Annotated in this window: 17 protein-coding genes; 15 read left to right on the forward strand and 2 right to left on the reverse strand. The window is 67.4% G+C overall.

Translation table 11 applies throughout. The features are described from left to right. Positions 1-14 precede the first annotated feature (14 nt). The 3 genes from CFB45_RS21955 to CFB45_RS21965 are packed head-to-tail and all read left to right on the forward strand — an operon-like array spanning position 15 to position 3,508. Positions 15-1,076 carry a ferredoxin--NADP reductase gene (locus CFB45_RS21955; RefSeq protein WP_089427352.1) on the forward strand — a complete coding sequence of 354 codons (1,062 nt, stop codon included), beginning with the start codon at positions 15-17 and terminating at the stop codon, positions 1,074-1,076. 39 nt (positions 1,077-1,115) lie between these two features. After that, on the forward strand, positions 1,116-2,702 hold the full coding sequence (locus CFB45_RS21960; RefSeq protein WP_089427353.1) for a FadD3 family acyl-CoA ligase: 1,587 nt from the start codon (positions 1,116-1,118) through the stop codon (positions 2,700-2,702). A gap of 32 nt (positions 2,703-2,734) precedes the next feature. Beyond that, positions 2,735-3,508 (forward strand): SDR family NAD(P)-dependent oxidoreductase, encoded by a 774-nt coding sequence (locus tag CFB45_RS21965; RefSeq protein WP_089427354.1) that lies wholly within the window; start codon positions 2,735-2,737, stop codon positions 3,506-3,508. 52 nt (positions 3,509-3,560) lie between these two features. On the opposite strand, the gene CFB45_RS21970 is transcribed toward CFB45_RS21965, so the two are convergent. Then, complete coding sequence (locus CFB45_RS21970; RefSeq protein WP_174972541.1) at positions 3,561-4,286, reverse strand: lysozyme inhibitor LprI family protein; 726 nt, start codon at positions 4,284-4,286, stop codon at positions 3,561-3,563. 1,002 nt (positions 4,287-5,288) lie between these two features. Here CFB45_RS21970 and CFB45_RS21975 point away from each other — a divergent pair. Further along, the gene (locus CFB45_RS21975) at positions 5,289-5,972 is read left to right on the forward strand and encodes a hypothetical protein (protein ID WP_089429086.1); all 684 of its coding nucleotides are present in this window, start codon (positions 5,289-5,291) and stop codon (positions 5,970-5,972) included. 12 nt (positions 5,973-5,984) lie between these two features. On the opposite strand, the gene CFB45_RS21980 is transcribed toward CFB45_RS21975, so the two are convergent. Next, positions 5,985-7,211 carry an acyltransferase family protein gene (locus CFB45_RS21980; protein WP_089427356.1) on the reverse strand — a complete coding sequence of 409 codons (1,227 nt, stop codon included), beginning with the start codon at positions 7,209-7,211 and terminating at the stop codon, positions 5,985-5,987. Positions 7,212-7,602: 391 nt separating this feature from the next. Between CFB45_RS21980 and CFB45_RS21985 the strand changes: the two genes are divergently transcribed. The 11 genes from CFB45_RS21985 to CFB45_RS22035 all read left to right on the forward strand — a co-directional run bounded on the left by CFB45_RS21985 (position 7,603) and on the right by CFB45_RS22035 (position 17,329). Then, positions 7,603-7,839: a FitA-like ribbon-helix-helix domain-containing protein gene (locus tag CFB45_RS21985; protein WP_039351245.1), complete on the forward strand. Its 237-nt coding sequence runs from the start codon at positions 7,603-7,605 to the stop codon at positions 7,837-7,839. Then, entirely contained in the window at positions 7,826-8,242 is a 417-nt protein-coding gene (locus tag CFB45_RS21990) for a type II toxin-antitoxin system VapC family toxin (protein ID WP_256976900.1), read from the forward strand. Before CFB45_RS21985 ends, CFB45_RS21990 begins: the two co-directional genes overlap by 14 nt. 199 nt (positions 8,243-8,441) lie before the next feature. Beyond that, complete coding sequence (locus CFB45_RS21995) at positions 8,442-9,338, forward strand: VOC family protein (RefSeq protein WP_089427358.1); 897 nt, start codon at positions 8,442-8,444, stop codon at positions 9,336-9,338. 9 nt (positions 9,339-9,347) lie between these two features. Continuing rightward, positions 9,348-10,241, forward strand: coding sequence for a CoA transferase subunit A (locus CFB45_RS22000; protein WP_089427359.1), 894 nt, complete (start codon positions 9,348-9,350; stop codon positions 10,239-10,241). A 10-nt stretch (positions 10,242-10,251) separates the two neighbouring features. Beyond that, positions 10,252-11,049 (forward strand): CoA-transferase subunit beta, encoded by a 798-nt coding sequence (locus CFB45_RS22005; protein WP_089427360.1) that lies wholly within the window; start codon positions 10,252-10,254, stop codon positions 11,047-11,049. Between the two features lie 8 nt (positions 11,050-11,057). Next, positions 11,058-11,990 carry an enoyl-CoA hydratase gene (locus CFB45_RS22010; protein WP_089427361.1) on the forward strand — a complete coding sequence of 311 codons (933 nt, stop codon included), beginning with the start codon at positions 11,058-11,060 and terminating at the stop codon, positions 11,988-11,990. Continuing rightward, complete coding sequence (locus tag CFB45_RS22015) at positions 11,987-13,075, forward strand: NAD(P)H-dependent flavin oxidoreductase (protein ID WP_089427362.1); 1,089 nt, start codon at positions 11,987-11,989, stop codon at positions 13,073-13,075. The genes CFB45_RS22010 and CFB45_RS22015 overlap by 4 nt, the downstream gene beginning before the upstream one ends. A 24-nt stretch (positions 13,076-13,099) precedes the next feature. Beyond that, positions 13,100-13,909, forward strand: coding sequence for an enoyl-CoA hydratase family protein (locus CFB45_RS22020; protein WP_089427363.1), 810 nt, complete (start codon positions 13,100-13,102; stop codon positions 13,907-13,909). After that, positions 13,906-15,075: an acyl-CoA dehydrogenase family protein gene (locus tag CFB45_RS22025; protein WP_089427364.1), complete on the forward strand. Its 1,170-nt coding sequence runs from the start codon at positions 13,906-13,908 to the stop codon at positions 15,073-15,075. Before CFB45_RS22020 ends, CFB45_RS22025 begins: the two co-directional genes overlap by 4 nt. 35 nt (positions 15,076-15,110) lie before the next feature. Next, positions 15,111-16,178, forward strand: a complete 1,068-nt coding sequence (locus tag CFB45_RS22030; protein ID WP_089427365.1) for an acyl-CoA dehydrogenase family protein — start codon at positions 15,111-15,113, stop codon at positions 16,176-16,178. Continuing rightward, a complete protein-coding gene (locus CFB45_RS22035; RefSeq protein WP_089427366.1) occupies positions 16,178-17,329 on the forward strand; it encodes an acetyl-CoA C-acetyltransferase in 1,152 nt (383 codons plus the stop codon). The genes CFB45_RS22030 and CFB45_RS22035 overlap by 1 nt, the downstream gene beginning before the upstream one ends. The last annotated feature ends 21 nt before the right edge of the window (positions 17,330-17,350 follow it).

Below are 17,350 nucleotides of genomic sequence, written 5' to 3' on the forward strand. Positions count from 1 at the left end.
GTGAGGAGCCGGCCATGAGCGATTCGCGCTTCCATCGGCTGACCGTGGCCGACGTGATTGCCGAAAGCGACGACGCGTGCTCGTTCGTGTTCGACGTGCCGGCCGCGTTGCGCGACGCCTTCGCGTACCGGCCCGGCCAGTTCCTGACGCTGAACGTGCCGTGCGCGGACGCCACCGTCGCGCGCTGCTATTCGCTGTCGAGCGCGCCCGGCATCGACGCCGCGCCGAAGATCACCGTCAAGCGCGTGCGCGACGGCCGCGCGTCGAACTGGCTGTGCGACCGCGTGAAGCCGGGCGACACGCTCGACGTGCTGCCGCCGGCTGGCGTGTTCACGCCGCGCGCGCTCGATGGCGACCTGCTGCTGTTCGCGGGCGGCAGCGGCATCACGCCGGTGCTGTCGATCCTGAAATCGGCGCTCGTGCACGGACGCGGGATGCTGACGCTGATCTACGCGAACCGCGACGAACGCTCGGTGATTTTCCGCGCCGAATTGCAGCAGCTCGCGCAGCGCCATCCGGGCCGCTTGCGCGTGATCCACTGGCTCGACAGCGTGCAGGGCATTCCGCAGCAACGCCATCTCGAGGAGCTCGCGCGGCCGTTCAGCCAGCAGGAGACGTTCATCTGCGGGCCCGCGCTGTTCATGGAGAACGCGCTGGCCGCGATGCTCGGCCTCGGGTTGCCGCGTTCGCGGGTCCATGTCGAGCGTTTTGCCTCGCTGCCTGATGCGCCGGCGCCGGCGTCGACGGCGGCGGATACGACGGCGTCAAGCGTCGTAGCGGCGGCGTCGGCATCCGGCGACGGCGCGGCGATCGAGACGGTGCTCGACGGCGACGCGTTCGCGTTCGACAGCGCCCCCGGCGAAACGCTGCTCGACGCGATGCTGCGCGCGGGTGTGCCGGCGCCGAATTCCTGCCGGATGGGGCAATGCGGCGCGTGCATGTGCCGGATCGAGCGCGGCGAAGTCGCGCTCGACAGCAACCATGTGCTCGACGACGACGAGATCGCGGCCGGCTGGACGCTCGCCTGTTGCGCACGGCCCGCGAGCGACGCGCTGCGCGTGGTGTTTCCCGACTGAGCCGTCGCGCGCCGGCGGCGCGCACGGCCACCCTGATCTATGACGATGGACAACGAAATCCTGACCACGCCCGCGCTGATCGCCCGGGCAGCCGCGCGCCACGGCGCGCATCCGGCGATCGAGTCGGAGCATGGCCGGCTGACCTACGCGGAACTCGATGCTGCGCGCGTCGACGCGGCCCGCGCGCTGCTCGCGAGCGGTATCGAGACAGGCGACCGCGTCGCGGTGTGGGCGCCGAACCTGCCGGAATGGATCGTCGCGGCGCTGGCGATCCACACCGTCGGCGCGATCCTCGTGCCGGTCAATACGCGGATGAAGGGGATGGAGGTGGGCGGCATCCTGCACGACGGCGGCGCACGGCTGCTGTTCTGCTGCGGCACCTTCCTCGGCGAATCCTATCCGGCGATGCTCGCGCCGCACCGGCCCGCGACGCTCGAGCGCGTCGTCGTGTTCGACGGCGAGCCGCCTTCAGGCGCGCGCGACGAGACCTGGGACGCGTTCCTCGCACGCGGCGCCGAGGTGCCGCTGGCCGCGGTGCGCGAACGCGAGGCGCAGGTCACGCCCGACACCGTGATGGACCTGATGTTCACGTCCGGCACGACGGGCCGCCCGAAGGGCGTGATGACCGCGCACGGCCAGAACCTGCGCGCCGCGCAGGCATGGGCGGCGATCGCCGGCGTGCGCGCCGACGACCGCTACCTGATCGTCAATCCGTTCTTCCACACGTTCGGCTACAAGGCCGGCTGGCTCGCCGCGCTGTCGAGCGGCGCGACCGTGCTGCCGCATCTCGTGTTCCAGCCGGTCGACGTGCTGCGGCGTGTCGCCGACGATCGCGTGTCGGTGCTGCCCGGGCCGCCGACGCTGTACTACGCGCTGCTCGACGCACCCGATCGCGCGACGCGCGACCTGTCGTCGCTGCGGATCGCGGTGACGGGCGCGGCGGCGATCGCGCCGAGCCTGATCGAGCGGATGCGCGCGGAGCTCGGCTTCGAGACGGTGCTGACCGGCTACGGACTGACCGAATCGTGCGGCTTCGCGACGCTGTGCCGTCAGGGCGACGATGCGCAAACCGTTGCCTATACGTCGGGGCGCCCGATGCCGGATGTCGAATTGCGTATCGCGGGCGAAGGCGGTGAGCCGCTCGGGCCGGACGAAACCGGCGAGATCTGGGTGCGCGGCTACAACGTGATGCGCGGCTACTTCAACCAGCCGGACGCGACGCGCGAGACGATCGATACGGATGGCTGGCTGCATACGGGCGATCTCGGCTGCGTCGATGCGAACGGCAACCTGAAAATCACCGATCGCATCAAGGACATGTTCATCGTCGGTGGCTTCAACTGCTATCCGGCCGAGATCGAGCGGCTGCTCGCCGCGCATCCGGCGATCGCGCAGGTCGCGCTGGTCGGCGTGCCCGATACGCGGCTCGGCGAAGTCGGGCATGCGTATGTCGTGCTGCGGCCGGGCGCGCATGCCGGCGCCGACGAACTGAACGACTGGGCACGCCGCAACATGGCGAACTACAAGGTGCCGCGGCATTTCACGTTCGTCGAGCAACTGCCGACGAGCGCGGCCGGCAAGGTGCTGAAGTACCGCCTGCGGGCGGGGATCGACGCGGCGGCCTGAGCGCCGCCGCGACACACGAACGGGATGAACGCATGAACGACAACGGGTTTCCGCAGGGCGCGGTGCTGGTGTTCGGCGGCAGCGGCGGGATCGGGCAGGGTGTCGCGCTCGAGTTTGCGGGTGCTGGCGTGCCGGTCGCGGTGGGCTATCGGAGCAAGGCCGACGTGGCCGGGCGCGTCGCGCGCGAGATTCGCGGCGAAGGCGTCGCGGCCACCACGCACTGCGTGGACGTGACCGATTCCGCCCAGGTCGATGCGGCGCTCGCGGCCGCGATCGACGCGCATGGCCGCGTGCACACGGTCGTCTGGGCGGCCGGGCCGTTCGTGAACCAGCGTCACATCGGCGACATGACGCACGACGACTGGCGCCGCGCGATCGACGTCGAGACGGTCGGCTTCTTCGTGGCGGCGAAGGCTGCGTTGCCGCACTTCCGTGCGTCGGGCGGCGGATCGTTCGTGACGCTAGGTTCGGCCGGGCACCTGCGCTGGCCGGATCGCGACGGGCTGTCGGTCGCGCCGAAGGCGGCGAACGAGGCGCTGGTGAAAGGGCTGGCGCGCGAGGAAGGGCGTTACGACATTCGCGCGAATTCGATCCTGGTCGGCGTGATCGAGGCCGGGATGTTTCCGGTGCTGCTCGAACAGGGGCAGTTCGATCAGGCGTGGATCGACGAGACGCAGAAGATGCTCGCGCTCAAGCGCTGGGGGAAGGCGCACGATGTCGGACGGGCGGCGGTGTTCCTGGCGTCGGACCGGGCCAATTACATCACCGGGCAGCAGTTGAATGTGTCTGGGGGGTATGGGTTGTAACGGGTACAAAAAGCCTGCTCGGACGAGCAGGCTTCATCGTCGCCGAGTCGCGTCAGTTGTCTTGAACGTTGACATCGCCGGTTTGGGCGATCTTCGTCAGAACGCGCTTCTGATACGCGTACCACGATGTCAGACAGTCCTTGTCTCGACAATTCTTCTCGCGAAAATTCCACTGCTTTCGTGTCCGCTCAACAAAGGCGGTCTTGTCGATGACGGCATCTTTCGCTTGTTGATATGTCGCGGCAAGATCCCGATCTGAAGCTGCAAGATCGGCATCGTGACAGATCAGAAATTCTGGAATGGACTTGGCTTTGGCACAGTCGAAGCTTGTTTGTTGCAGCGGTGAAGCTGCGGCATCGCTTGCTGGTTGATTTGCCACCGGCTGAGCAGCAGGCAAGTTCGATTGTGTCGAGATTGCCGTAGTAGATGATTGTTGAGGTTGGGGCAACGTTGCCGTGCGTTGACCATAAGGTGTCAGTTGCCCCGACATCGCGTCTTCGACCATCGCGCCGATCAGTGAATTAGGTACAACCCGTACTGTTTCAGTTTTAAGAATCGAATCACCAGCCATGGTTTGCGACTTGGCGAAATTGCACGGGGCCGAACAGGTAATGCGATTCGAAATGTTCGGGTTGTCTTCATCGACCAGGAGCAGAATATAGCTGCCATCCCTAAGTCCAACGTAGCGCATCATGACAAGCGCCTTCGTGGCTTTTCCTGCTCTCACGTCGTCTTCACTAAGCGCAGGCTCGTAACCATACGTGCCATCTTGGCTCATTGCGTAGTTGTGTGAAGGGGGAGGCGGCGCAGGGGCCACCACTGGAGGCGGTTGCTGCGGCGTGGAAGTATCGCTTGATGTGCTGGGGCTCGTTGCTGACGACTGAGTGCCGTTGTCGGATTGTTTCGAATTGCAACCAGCAACAGTGGCTGCTACCAACAAAAGAATTGCGATGTGTTTCACATTTCCCCCGCTAATCGATTGGTCTTATGAATCGCCGATGGTTGCCGCGGATATTCGACGTGGAATGCCTCGTCTGCAATTTTCCGGTGGCCGGATTGATTTATAAATCGGCTTGGTCTTGGTCGATGGATTGTACCAAGCTGCTTCGTTTGGTTGGTGATCTGGAAAGTCAATAAATTGGAGCATCGTGGCTGCATTCAAATGAAAAACACGCGCCGGCACCCGTATTCACCCTGAATTGCCATGTGCGATCGCACGTCGGCCACGCGCTCGAGCCGCGCGCGGTCACATCCTTGCAACGTTTCGTCCACGCATTGCGCCGCAAGCCCTTGACGGCAACGACGACTCGCAGCGCTGAAGGCCGTCCCGCCTCGTTCAATACGCATTGCGGCATCGATGCGGACACATCGGATCGCATGTCCCGGCTTCGTCTGCCGAATAACGATGCGTTCCTGAAACATTTCCTCCGATTACACGCCGCGCGACTGCCCGCGTCCGGCGATGACGCATGTCCCGCTTCGATTTGCGCCGCATGGCACGCGCTTTGCGATTGACCCGGTGCCGCCGGTGCAAACGAAACACGCAACCACGATGAACGCATCGGCGGCATGCAGCGACATCGAAACAAACGGGGAATCGGATCGGGGCGTGGGCGCCGCCTGGAGCGACGTACATGCCGCGCATGTCGTATCGGCCATGCGCAAGGGGCAACGCGCTCCCGATCCGTCGAACAGCAAGCGTGCTTGCAAGGTGTCGTGCCGGGGGTCGCGTCACGCGTGGCGGCGCAGGTCGCATGCGTTGGCGAGGCGCGCCCGGCACATGTCGGGGGAGGCGCCCGTGAAAACGACGGTGAACCAATGGGTAGCGGTCGCGGTGACGTGCGCCGCGAGCATGCATGTACTCGCGCAGGAGATCTACCTGCAGGGCGGCACGCAGGGCGTCGGCATTGGCGCGGCCGTGAGCTTCAATTCGATGCTCGGTGCGCATGCGGACTTCAATGCGATCGATCTTTCGCATGACTTCACGGTAGCCGGCAATCGCTATCAGGACGACCTGAAGCTGCGCCAGGGCGGCCTGTACGCGGACATCTTTCCATGGCGCGGCAGCGGCTTCCGGGCGACGCTCGGCCTGCGCTTCAACGACGACGAACTCCGTGGGGTATCGGTGCCGACCAATGGCTCCTATGTGTTCGGCGGCAAGCGCTATCCGGCGATGCCGGGGATGAACGCGGTGGCTGAAGCGCGCTATCCGACCGTGATGCCGTACTTCGGGATCGGCTACGGGCACCGGCCGGCATCGAAGGGGCTGGGCTTCGTCGCGGATCTTGGCGTGGCCTACGGGATACCGAAATGTTCGTACACGCTGTCGCCGGAACTGGCGGCCGCGGCCGGGCCGGCGAAGAGCCAGATCCTGACCGCGAGCGGGCTGGATTCGCTGCGGCAGGTGATGTCGCGCTATCGGTGGTACCCGGTGTTGCAGATCGGGATTTCGTATCGGTTCTGAGCGGTGGGCAGGTCACGGCGTGGCCGTTTGACGCTCGCGTTCGGGCGGTACCGATCGGTGTGCCGGACGCGCGCTGCTGCGTTTCGCGATGAATGGATGCTCGATGTAGCGATAGGTCAGCAACGCACAAAGTACTGCGACCAGCGCGCATCCAAGCGAGAGCATCCAGCGTTGCAGGTCGTCCGCGGAACCGATCTGGAAAACGAACCGGTTGATCGCGTGGATCAGCACGTACACGATCACCATGTGGATCATGTAGATGCTGAAGCTGACCGTGCCGAGCAACGCGAGCGGCCGGGTCTTGAGCACGCCGTAGAACGTGTTCCCGCACGCGACGCAGACGAACACGGGCAGCAGCGGCAACACGCCCTCGATCGAATAGCGTTCACCCGGGCTCGGGGCGACGGCAAGGATCAGCAACGCGACGGTGGCGGCCGATTTCGTGTCGAGCCGCGCGCGGATGGCGGGGTGCCGCGACATCTCGAATGCCACGGCACCGAGCGCAAACAGCAGGGCCAGGCTGCCAGGCTGCCCGAACAGCGTCGCGCAGATCGTGACGATCGCGAGCGCGAACAGCTTGCGCCACGCATGCGTCGCGACGAACCACGCGAGAAACGGAACGACGGCATAGAACCGCCATTCATATCCGAGCGTCCACCAGACGCCGCTCAGATAGCTGGTGTGTCGGGCGCCGTTGATCGGGAACGCGCCGAACCAGCCGAGCGACACGGTCTTGAGCACGTCGGCCAGCAACTGCGTCGGCGCGTCCACGACGTGGCGAGGAAACCAGACCAGCGTGCAGACGACGATGACGATCGCGCAAGCGAGATAGAGCGGGGCGACGCGCCGCACGCGCCCGACGAAGAAGGTCCGCACGTCGAGCGTGCCCTTGCACGCGCGTTCCCAGAACAGGAACCCGGTGACCATGAAGAACATCGCGACGGGAATCGTCCCGAGATTGCGCAGGAAGCCGGGGCTCGTGCCCCAGCTTCCGGTCGTGAGCAAGCCCTGGTTGCACGCGAAGTGATGAAAGACGACGGAGGTGGCGAGGATGCCGCGGAATCCGTCCAGATTGCGATAGCGCATCGACAGCGACTGGTCGACGGCGAACCGGTAGAACGGCGTGTGTCGCGCGACGAACCACGCGATGATCGCCACGGCCGCAAGGCAGGCCGGGAAGTAGAGTTTGTCGGGAGTCGGGGAAAGGAGGGTGTCGAAAGAAGGCGTAACAAAGTCCACTGAAAGGCGTCTCGTGTCTTGATCGGGATTTCAGGCACGGATGATCCGCGTCGATGCAAGGTCTTCTGCGCGCTTTGCTCGGCGTTCTATCGCCAGTCTCATGGTTTCGATGGTATCAAACGATGCCGATGGCCGCAGAGCCGGCGAGTGGCGGCAGGCTGCGCGTCGGAAACTGCCCATTCGGCTGTCTTTCACCTCGCTCCGTCCCGGTTTACCTTGGGCGACAGCAGTTCGAGGCGTCGGGCCAGCGGCGGCCGGTGGGCGGATCCGTTTCGTCCGGTGCCGAGGGCCAGCGCCGACATCGTCGTCCGTCCGTCATCAAGATGATAGCAATGCTTGCACTTCATCCTGTTGGCGCTATCATTGATAGCAAATCCGGATGGAGGAATTCATGGCAAATCTACTGGTGCGTAACGTGGATGACAGTATCGTTCAGAGCCTGCGCGAGCAGGCTGCGGCAAATGGCAGGAGTGCCGAGGCCGAACATCGGGCCATCCTGGCCGATGCGCTCGGCCGGCCGAAGCGAAAGACATTTGCGCAAGTGCTGATGAGCATGCCCGATGTTGGCGACGACGCGGATTTTCAACGTGTTCAGGATTCGGGCGAGGCCAGGCGTGTATTTGATTGATACGAACATCATCAGCGAAATCAGGAAGGGCAAGCGAACCAACCGTGGCGTGCGGGCGTTCTTCACGCAGGCCGCGGCGGACGCGAGCCCGCTTTACCTGTCCGTCGTGACGGTTGCTGAACTTCGCCGCGGCGTCGATCTGATCCGTCATCGCGGCGATCATCCTCAGGCGTCGGCGCTCGAGGCCTGGATGGCGACCATCCTGTCCGGCTATGCGCCGAACATCCTGCCGGTCGACATCGAGATCAGCCAGATGTGGGGGCATTTGCGCGTGCCCGATCCGACGCAAGAACTCGACAAGCTGATCGCGGCCACCGCGCTGATCAACGATCTCACCGTGGTCACGCGCAACGTCGCGGATTTCGCCCGCACCGGCGTCCGGCTGCTGAACCCGTTCGACTGACCCGTGTTGCCGCGCCGCGGCAATCCGCACCCGCTCCCCGTCTCCTCCCGCATGCACAGCCCGTCCCGCCGGGCTTCCGCGCGCACCTGCGCCGCGCCGATTCCCCGCCGCCTCTCGTCCCAACAGACGATGTAACACCACCCCCGACCGGCCAGAATCCTTTCACGAACAACGGATTCTGAACCAGGAGGAGGCCGACATGATCGATGTCCGTGCGCTTGGCTATGTCGTCGTCGAGGCGACGCGCGTCGATGCGTGGCGCCGCTACGCGGAAGACGTGCTGGGCATGCAGGCGCTCGACGCGCCCGACGGCGCGCTGTACCTGAAGATGGACGAGCGCGATTTCCGCTACGTGATCGTTCCCGGCTCGACCGACCGCTATTTCGCGTCGGGCTGGGAACTGCCCGACGGCGCCGCGTTCGACGCCGCGCTGGCGGCACTGCAGCGGGCGGGCGTCGAGCCGGTGCGCGCGACCCGCGACGAAGCCGCGCTGCGCCGCGTGCAGGCGATGGCGTGGTGCACCGACCCGTCCGGCAACCGCCACGAGCTGTACTGGGGCGCGCGCTGCGACTTCCGCCGCTTCGTGTCGCCGCTGGGCGTCTCGCACTTCGTCACCGGCGACATGGGGCTCGGCCACGCGGTGCTGCCCGCGCCGCAGTTCGACGCGACCGACGCGTTCGTGCGCGGCGTGCTCGGCTTCGAGCTGTCCGACATCTTTCGCGTGAAGTTCACCCCGGATCCGGCCGAACCCGAGAAGCGCATCCACTTCATGCACTGCCGCAACGCGCGCCATCACAGCCTCGCGCTGTTCGAGATGGCCGTGCCGTCGGGCTGCGTGCACGTGATGGCGGAAGTCGGCTCGATGGACGAAGTCGGCCGCGCGCTCGACCGCGTGGCCGCGCACGACGTGAAGCTGTCCGCGACGCTCGGCCGTCACTGCAACGACCAGATGATCTCTTTCTACATGAAGACCCCCGGCGGCTTCGATCTCGAATACGGCTTCGGCGGCCTCACGGTCGACTGGTCGAAGCACGCGGTGTTCGAGGCCACGAAGGTGAGCCAGTGGGGCCACGATTTCAGCATCGGATACCGGTAAGCCAGCACGATGACGATGAAACCTCTCGACAAGACGATGTCCGCGCGCGACGTGGTCGCGCAACTCGCCGACGGCATGACGATCGGCATCGGCGGATGGGGGCCGCGGCGCAAGCCGATGGCGCTGGTGCGCGAGATCGCGCGCTCGAACCTGAAGGACCTGACGATCGTCGCGTACGGCGGCGCCGATGTCGGCCTGCTGTGCGCGGCGGACAAGGTGCGCAAGGTGGTGTTCGGCTTCGTGTCGCTCGACGTGATTCCGCTCGAACCGCATTTCCGCCGGGCCCGCGAGCAGGGCCGCGTCGACGTGCTCGAACTCGACGAAGGGATGCTGCAGCTCGGCCTGCGCGCGGCCGCCGCGCGCCTGCCGTTCCTGCCGACGCGTGCCGGGCTCGGCACCGCGCTGCTCGATCACGCGCCGCAACTGCGCACCGTGCAATCGCCGTACGACGACGGCGAGACGCTGCTCGCGATGCCCGCGATCGACCTCGACGTCGCGCTGCTGCACGTGAACGCGGCCGACCGGATGGGCAATACGCGCATCGACGGCCCCGATCCGTTCTTCGATGCGTGGATGGCGCGGGCCGCACAGCGCTGCTACGTGTCGGCGGAAACGCTCGACGCATCGCTCGCGAGCGAAGACCTCGACGCGGCCAAACGCAACCCGTTCGAGCGCTCGCTCGTCACCGGCGTCGTGCATGCGCCGGGCGGCGCGCACCCGACGTCGTGCGGGCCGGCCTACGGCTGGGACCTGCCGCACCTGCGCGCGTACTGCGCGAGCGCGGAAGACGACGCGAAAACGACGGCGTACCTGCGCGACGTGGTCGGCCAGGACGAACGCCGGTACCTCGAAGGCGTCGGCGGTCTGTCGCACGTGACGACGCTGCCGTTGCCGATTCTGTAAAGGAGCGCCTGTGAGCGAATCTCTCGACCATTCCCTCGCGGAACTGATGATCGTCGCGTCCGCGCGACTCTGGCGCGACGACGGCGAAGTGCTGGCGACCGGCATCGGCACGGGCCCGCGGCTCGCGGCCGGCCTCGCGCGGCTCGCGTACAACAACGGGCTGATGCTGACCGACGGCGAAGCGTATCTCGTCGAGGAGCCGGTGCCGCTGGGGCCCCGCCCCGACGGCTACCGCGTGAAGGCGAGCGGCTGGATGACCTACGAGCGCGTGTTCGACTGCCTGTGGCACGGCCGCCGCCATGCGCTCGTGATGCCGACGCAGATCGACTGCTTCGGCCAGGCCAACATCTCGTGGCTCGGCGACGACTACGCGCGCCCGAAAACCCAGCTGCTCGGCGCGCGCGGCTTCCCCGGCAACACGACGAACCACGCGAACTCGTTCTTCGTCAGCGGCCACGGCAAGCGCACGTTCGTCGAACGCGAAGTCGACATGGTGTGCACGGTCGGCTACAACCCGGCGCGCCGGCTGCCCGGGATGAAGACCTTCGTCGACCTGCGCAGCATCGTCACCGACCTGTGCGTGATGGATTTCGGCGGGCCGGACCATGCGATCCGCGTGCGTTCGCTGCATCCGGGCGTGAGCTTCGACGAGGTGCAGGACGCGACCGGCTTCCCGCTGATCGCCGTACCCGACCTCGGTACGACGGCCCCGCCGAACGCGGAAGACCTGCGCATCGTGCGTGCGCTCGATCCGCACAACCTGCGCGCGGCGATCGTGCGCAACAATCCGGCGCCGCGCCGGGGATGAGGCACGACATGGAAGCGACCCAGGTGACCTTTGGCGACGGTGTCGTCGACTACGCGGTCGAAGATGGCATCGCGACGATCACGATGAACCGCCCCGAGTATCACAACGCGCAGAACTCGAAGATGACGTATGCGCTCGACGCGGCGTTCCGGCGCGCGGCGCACGACGACGCGGTGAAGGCGATCGTGCTCGCGGGCGCCGGCAAGCATTTCTCGGCGGGCCACGACATCGGCACGCCGGGCCGCGACATCCACGAGTCGTTCGATCGCGCGTCGCTGTGGTACGACCACGTCGACAAGGAGGGCGGCGAATTCCTCTATGCGCGCGAACAGGAGGTGTACCTCGGGATGTGCCGACGCTGGCGCGACCTGCCGAAGCCGACGATCGCGATGGTGCAGGGCGCGTGCATCGCCGGCGGCCTGATGCTCGCGTGGGTGTGCGACCTGATCGTCGCGTCCGAGGATGCGTTCTTCGCCGATCCGGTCGTGCGGATGGGGATTCCGGGCGTCGAGTATTTCGCGCATGCGTACGAGCTCAACCCGCGCATCGCGAAGGAGTTCCTGTTCCTCGGCGAGCGGATGCCGGCCGAGCGCGCGTACCAGATGGGGATGGTCAACCGCGTGGTGCCGCGCGAGCGGCTGCGCGACGCGACCTATGCGATCGCCGCGAAGATCGCGACGATGCCGCGCCTCGGGCTCACGCTGACCAAGCAGGCGCTGAACCACGTCGAGGAACTGCAGGGCAAGCGCGCGGCGATGGACGCGGCGTTCGCGTGGCATCACTTTGCGCATGCGCACAACGAACTGGTGAGCGGCGACCGCCTCGGCGGCTACGACGCGCGCAGCATGGCCAGCTCGCAGCGCCAGCCGAACGGCGCGAACCGTAGCGAGGCACAGGAGCCGGCACCGGCGCCGGTCGCCGTCAACGGAGCCGCCGCATGAGCACGACGCTGCATACGCCTTTATGCGACCTGCTCGGCTGCCGCTATCCGATCGTGCAGACCGCGATGGGCTGGGTGGCCGATGCACGGCTCGTCGCGGCCACCGGCAACGCCGGCGGCTTCGGCTTCCTGGCCGGCGCGACGCTCGAACCCGACCAGGTCGAGGCCGAGATCCTGAAAGTGAAGTCGCTGACGGACCAGCCGTTCGGCATCAACTTCCACATGTTCCAGAAGAACGCGCAGCAGGTCGTCGAACTGGCGATCAAGCACCGGCTGCGCGCGGTGAGCTACGGCCGCGGGCCCGATGCGAAGACGATCCGCCGCTTCAAGGATGCCGGCATCGTCTGCATGCCGACCGTCGGCGCACCGAAGCATGCGGCGAAAGCGGTTGAACTCGGCGCGGACATCGTGACGGTGCAGGGCGCGGAAGGCGGCGGCCACACCGGCTCGGTGCCGACCACGCTGCTGCTGCCGAAGGTGCTCGACGCGGTGCGCGTGCCGGTGGTCGCGGCCGGCGGGTTCTTCGACGGGCGCGGGCTGGCTGCTGCGCTCGCGTACGGCGCGGCCGGCATCGCGATGGGCACGCGCTTCCTGATGAGCGCCGAATCGCCGGTGCCGCGCGAGACGCTCGAGCGCTACGTCGCGGTCGGCGACCCGGCACGCATCCGCGTGTCGGACGCGCTCGACGGGCTGCCGCAACGGATGATCGACAACCCGTACCTGATGAAGCTCGAACGCTTCGGCCCGCTGCGCCGCACGTGGTTCGCGTTGAAGACGGCGGAAGCCTGGCGGCGCCAGAACGGGCTGAGCACCGGCGACATGCTCGGCCTCGCGCTCAAGGCACTGCGCTCGCATGACTACACCGCCAGCCAGACGCTGATGGCCGCGAACGCGCCGTTCCTGATCCAGCGCGCGATCGTCGAAGGCCGCCCGGATGAAGGCGTGCTGCCGAGCGGCCAGGCGGCCGCGATGATCGGCGCGATCGAATCGTGCGACGCATTGATCGCACGGATCGTCGCGGACGCCGGCGAGCGGCTCGACGCACTGGCCGCGCTGCGCGGCGCGCCGGCCGCACGGGCTGCGTGAAAACATAACAGGGAGGCTTTGGAGATGACAGCATCCAACCAACCGGCCGGCGCGACGCCGTTCCGGATCGATCGTGCCGATGGCATCGCCGAACTGGTGATCGCCCATCCGCCCGTAAACGCGCTCGACGCACAGGGCTGGCTTGCGCTCTCGCGCGCGCTCGACGCGCTCGGCGCGGACGACGACGTGCGCGTGATCATCGTACGCGGCGAAGGGCGCGGCTTCTGCGCGGGCGTCGACATCAAGGAACTGGCCGCGCATCCGGAGCGGATCGTGGCGGTCAACGCGGGCAACTACGAGACGTTCCGCGCGGTGCACCGCAACCCGAAGCCGGTGATCGCGGCCGTGCACGGCTTCGTGCTCGGCGGCGGGATCGGCATCTGCGGGGCGGCGGACATCGTCGTCGCGGCCGACTGCGCGCGCTTCGGCGTGCCCGAGATCGACCGCGGCGCGATGGGCGGCGGCGCGCACCTGCAGCGGCTGTTCGGCGTGCAGAAGGTGCGCGCGATGTACTTCACCGGCGACATGATCGACGCGGCGGAAGCTTACCGGCTCGGCGCGGTCGAGCAGGTCGTGACGCGCGACGCGCTGCGCGACGCGGCGCTCGCGATCGCCCGCAAGATCGCGACGAAGAGCCCGGCGATGGTGCGGCTCGCGAAGGAGGCGCTGAACGGCGTCGAGGACGGCGATCTCGAGGACAAGTACCGCTGGGAGCAGGGCTTCACGCTGCAGGCGTACATGACCAACGACTCGACGGAAGCGCGTGCCGCGTTCGTCGAGAAGCGCGATGCGCGTTTCGATGCGCAGGCAACCGCCGAGGAGGCACGCGCATGAACCTGACCTATACGCCGCAGCAACAGGCGTTCCGCGCGGAGATCCGCGCATGGCTCGCGGCGCACGTGCCGCGCGAGCGCTTGCCGAGCTTCGACACCGAGGAAGGCTTCGCCGCGCACCGCGAATGGGAGCGCACGTTGCACTCCGGCCGCTGGAGCATGGTCACGTGGCCGCGCGAACTCGGCGGCCGCGGCTGCGACCTGATCGAGTGGCTGATCTTCGAGGAAGAGTACTGGCGTGCCGACGCGCCGATGCGCGTGAACCAGAACGGCATCTTCCTGCTCGGCCCGACGCTGATGGATTTCGGTACGGCCGAGCAGAAGGCGCGCTTCCTGCCCGCGATGGCGGCCGGCGAGCACGTGTGGGCGCAGGGCTGGTCGGAGCCGAACGCGGGCTCGGACATGGCCGCGATCCGCACGACGGCCGCCCGCATCGGCGACGAATACGTGCTGAACGGCCAGAAGATCTGGTCGACGCGCGCGGTGTGGGCCGACTGGTTGTTCGGCCTGTTCCGCAGCGATCCCGAATCGTCGCGTCACCACGGGCTCACGTTCCTGATGGTGCCGCTGTCCGCGCCGGGCATCACGGTGCGGCCGATCCGCCAGCTGAACGGGCAGACCGGCTTCGCGGAAATCTTCTTCGACGATGTGCGTGTGCCGGTAGAGAACCGGCTGGCAGCGGAAGGCGCGGGCTGGCAGGTCGCGATGGCGACGGCCGGGTTCGAGCGCGGGCTGATGCTGCGTTCGCCGGCACGCTTCCAGCGCACTGCACAGGCGCTGCGCGACCTGTATCTCGCGCACCGTGACAGCGCCGACCGCGATCCGACGCTGCGCGAGCGCGTGGTGCAGGCGTGGATGGATGCGCAGGCCTATGCGCTGTCGACCTACGCGACCGCGAGCCGGCTGCTGAAGGGCGGCCATATCGGCGCGGAATCGAGCACCAACAAGGTGTTCTGGTCGGAACTCGATTTGCGCATGCACCAGACCGCGCTCGACATCCTCGGCGCGCACGGCGAGATCGTCCCACAGACGGCCGCGCAGCACGCGACGCTCGGCCACTGGCTCGACGGCTTCCTGTTCGCACAGGCCGGCACGATCTACGCGGGCACCAACGAGATCCAGCGCAACATCGTCGCCGAACGGATGCTCGGCATGCCGCGTGCGTAAGCGCGCCGGCGCCACTCTTACAGAACGGACATCGTATGGATTTCGTATTCGATGAAGACCAGGAAGCGCTCGCGGACAGCGTGAAGCGCCTGCTGATGACCGAGATGACGCCCGAGCTGATCCGCGAGCTGTGGGCCACGCCGACTGGGCGCTCGGACGACCTGTGGGCGCTGTTCGCGTCGCAGGGGTTGACCGCCGTGTCGGTGCCCGAGGCGCACGGCGGCCTCGGCCTGACCGAAGCGGAATGGGCGCTGCTCGCGCAGGCCTACGGCTATTTCGGCAGCCCCGAGCCGCTGCTCGATACGGCGCTCGTATCGGCCGGCGTACTCGCGCGGCTGCCGGCGAGCGACTGGCGCGACGCATTGCTGCGCGACATCGCCGAAGGGCGCGCGCGCGTCGCGCTCGTGCATCCGGTGAATCCGTATGCGGCCGACGTGCATGTCGCGCAGACGCTGCTGTGCGAGCACCGCGGCGAGCTGCACCGCGTCGATCCGGCGCAATGCGCATGGCGTGCGGTTGACAGCGTCGACCCGTCGCGGCGGCTGTTCACGCTCGACTGGGAACCGTCGGCGGCCACGCGCATCGCGAGCGCCGACGCGGCCGCACCGCTGCTGAATCGTGCGCTCGACCACGGCGCGTTCGCGGTCGCCGCGCAACTGCTCGGCCTCACGCAGCGCGTGCTCGACGTCGCGATCGACTACAGCGCGCAGCGCAAGCAGTTCGGCAAGGCGATCGGTTCGTACCAGGCGCTCAAGCACCTGCTCGCCGATGTCGCGATCCGCTACGAGTTCGCGCGGCCGGTGGTGGCGCGCGCCGCGCAGGCGATCGCCGACGATCACCCGCAGCGCGCGGTGTTCGTGTCGCACGCGAAGCTCGCGGCGACGTCGGCCGCGCAACTGGCCGCACGCCACTCGATGCAGGTGCACGGCGCGATCGGCTACACGTGGGAGCTCGACCTGCAGATCTTCATGAAACGCATCTGGGCGCTGTCCGGCAGCTGGGGCGACAGCGCGTTCCACAAGGCCCGCGTGGCCGACGCGATCCTCGGCGACGCGTTGCCGATCGGCCCCGCGCAGACCTTCGACCTCGAGGAATTGAACTGATGAGACAAGCCTATATCGTCGACGCGCTGCGCACGCCGACCGGCCGCCGCAAGGGCGGGCTCGCGCACGTGCACGCGGCGGACCTCGGCGGCTTCGTGCTGAAGACGCTGGTCGAGCGCAACGCGATTCCCGCCGATGAATACGACGACGTGGTGTTCGGCTGCGTCGACACGATCGGCCCGCTCGCGGGCAACATCGCGCGCACCTGCTGGCTCGCGGCCGGGCTGCCGCTGCAGGTGCCGGGCGTGACGGTCGATCGCCAGTGCGGCTCGTCGCAGCAGGCCGTGCACTTCGCCGCGCAGGCGGTGATGAGCGGCGTGCAGGATGTGGTGGTGGCCGGCGGCGTGCAAACGATGACGCAGATCCCGATCTCGTCCGCGATGACCTGCGCCGCGCCGCTCGGCTTCAACGACCCGTTCTCGGGCAGCACCGGCTGGCGCGCGCGCTTCGGCGATGCGCCGGTGTCGCAGTTCGTCGCCGCGCAGCGGATCGCCGATCACTGGAACCTGTCGCGCGACGCGATGGAGCGCTATGCGCTGGAGAGCCACCGCCGCGCGGTTGCGGCGATCGAGGCCGGGCATTTCAAGCGGGAAATCGTGCCGCTCGAAGGCGTGATGCACGACGAGACGCCACGCCCCGATACGTCGCTGGAAAAGATGGCGACGCTCGAGCCGCTGACGCCGGGCGGCTCGCTGACGGCGGCCGTCGCGAGCCAGACGTGCGACGCGGCGGCGGCGCTGCTGATCGTGTCGGAGGAGGCGTTGAAGCGCTACGGCCTCACGCCGCGTGCACGCATCCATCACCTGAGCGTGCTCGGCGACGATCCGCTGTGGATGCTCACCGCGCCGATTCCCGCGACGAAGGCGGCGCTGAAGAAGAGTGGCCTCGACTGGTCTCGGATCGACGTCGTCGAGATGAACGAGGCATTCGCGTCGGTCGCGCAGGCCTGGCTCGCCGATACGCGTTTCCCGCACGAAAAGACCAACCCGAACGGCGGCGGGATCGCGCTCGGCCATCCGCTCGGCGCGACCGGCGCACGGCTGATGACGACGCTGCTGCACGAACTGGAACGCACGGGCGGCCGCTACGGGCTGCAGACGATGTGCGAAGGCGGCGGCCTCGCGAACGTCACGATCATCGAGCGCCTGTGAGCGCGCCACCTTCACGATCCA

The sequence above is a fragment of the Burkholderia sp. HI2500 genome (assembly GCF_002223055.1).
Taxonomy (GTDB): domain Bacteria; phylum Pseudomonadota; class Gammaproteobacteria; order Burkholderiales; family Burkholderiaceae; genus Burkholderia.

What these genes read in the sequence shown, in the direction of transcription:
- CFB45_RS21965 (WP_089427354.1), top strand. Translation starts at nt 2,735, where the DNA reads ATGAACGACAACGGGTTTCCGCAGGGCGCGGTGCTGGTGTTCGGCGGC.
- CFB45_RS22020 (WP_089427363.1), top strand. Translation starts at nt 13,100, where the DNA reads ATGACAGCATCCAACCAACCGGCCGGCGCGACGCCGTTCCGGATCGAT.
- CFB45_RS22010 (WP_089427361.1), top strand. Translation starts at nt 11,058, where the DNA reads ATGGAAGCGACCCAGGTGACCTTTGGCGACGGTGTCGTCGACTACGCG.
- CFB45_RS21970 (WP_174972541.1), bottom strand. Translation starts at nt 4,286, where the DNA reads ATGAGCCAAGATGGCACGTATGGTTACGAGCCTGCGCTTAGTGAAGAC.
- CFB45_RS21960 (WP_089427353.1), top strand. Translation starts at nt 1,116, where the DNA reads ATGACGATGGACAACGAAATCCTGACCACGCCCGCGCTGATCGCCCGG.
- CFB45_RS21975 (WP_089429086.1), top strand. Translation starts at nt 5,289, where the DNA reads ATGTCGGGGGAGGCGCCCGTGAAAACGACGGTGAACCAATGGGTAGCG.
- CFB45_RS21995 (WP_089427358.1), top strand. Translation starts at nt 8,442, where the DNA reads ATGATCGATGTCCGTGCGCTTGGCTATGTCGTCGTCGAGGCGACGCGC.
- CFB45_RS22035 (WP_089427366.1), top strand. Translation starts at nt 16,178, where the DNA reads ATGAGACAAGCCTATATCGTCGACGCGCTGCGCACGCCGACCGGCCGC.
- CFB45_RS22030 (WP_089427365.1), top strand. Translation starts at nt 15,111, where the DNA reads ATGGATTTCGTATTCGATGAAGACCAGGAAGCGCTCGCGGACAGCGTG.
- CFB45_RS22000 (WP_089427359.1), top strand. Translation starts at nt 9,348, where the DNA reads ATGACGATGAAACCTCTCGACAAGACGATGTCCGCGCGCGACGTGGTC.
- CFB45_RS22025 (WP_089427364.1), top strand. Translation starts at nt 13,906, where the DNA reads ATGAACCTGACCTATACGCCGCAGCAACAGGCGTTCCGCGCGGAGATC.
- CFB45_RS22015 (WP_089427362.1), top strand. Translation starts at nt 11,987, where the DNA reads ATGAGCACGACGCTGCATACGCCTTTATGCGACCTGCTCGGCTGCCGC.
- CFB45_RS21955 (WP_089427352.1), top strand. Translation starts at nt 15, where the DNA reads ATGAGCGATTCGCGCTTCCATCGGCTGACCGTGGCCGACGTGATTGCC.
- CFB45_RS21985 (WP_039351245.1), top strand. Translation starts at nt 7,603, where the DNA reads ATGGCAAATCTACTGGTGCGTAACGTGGATGACAGTATCGTTCAGAGC.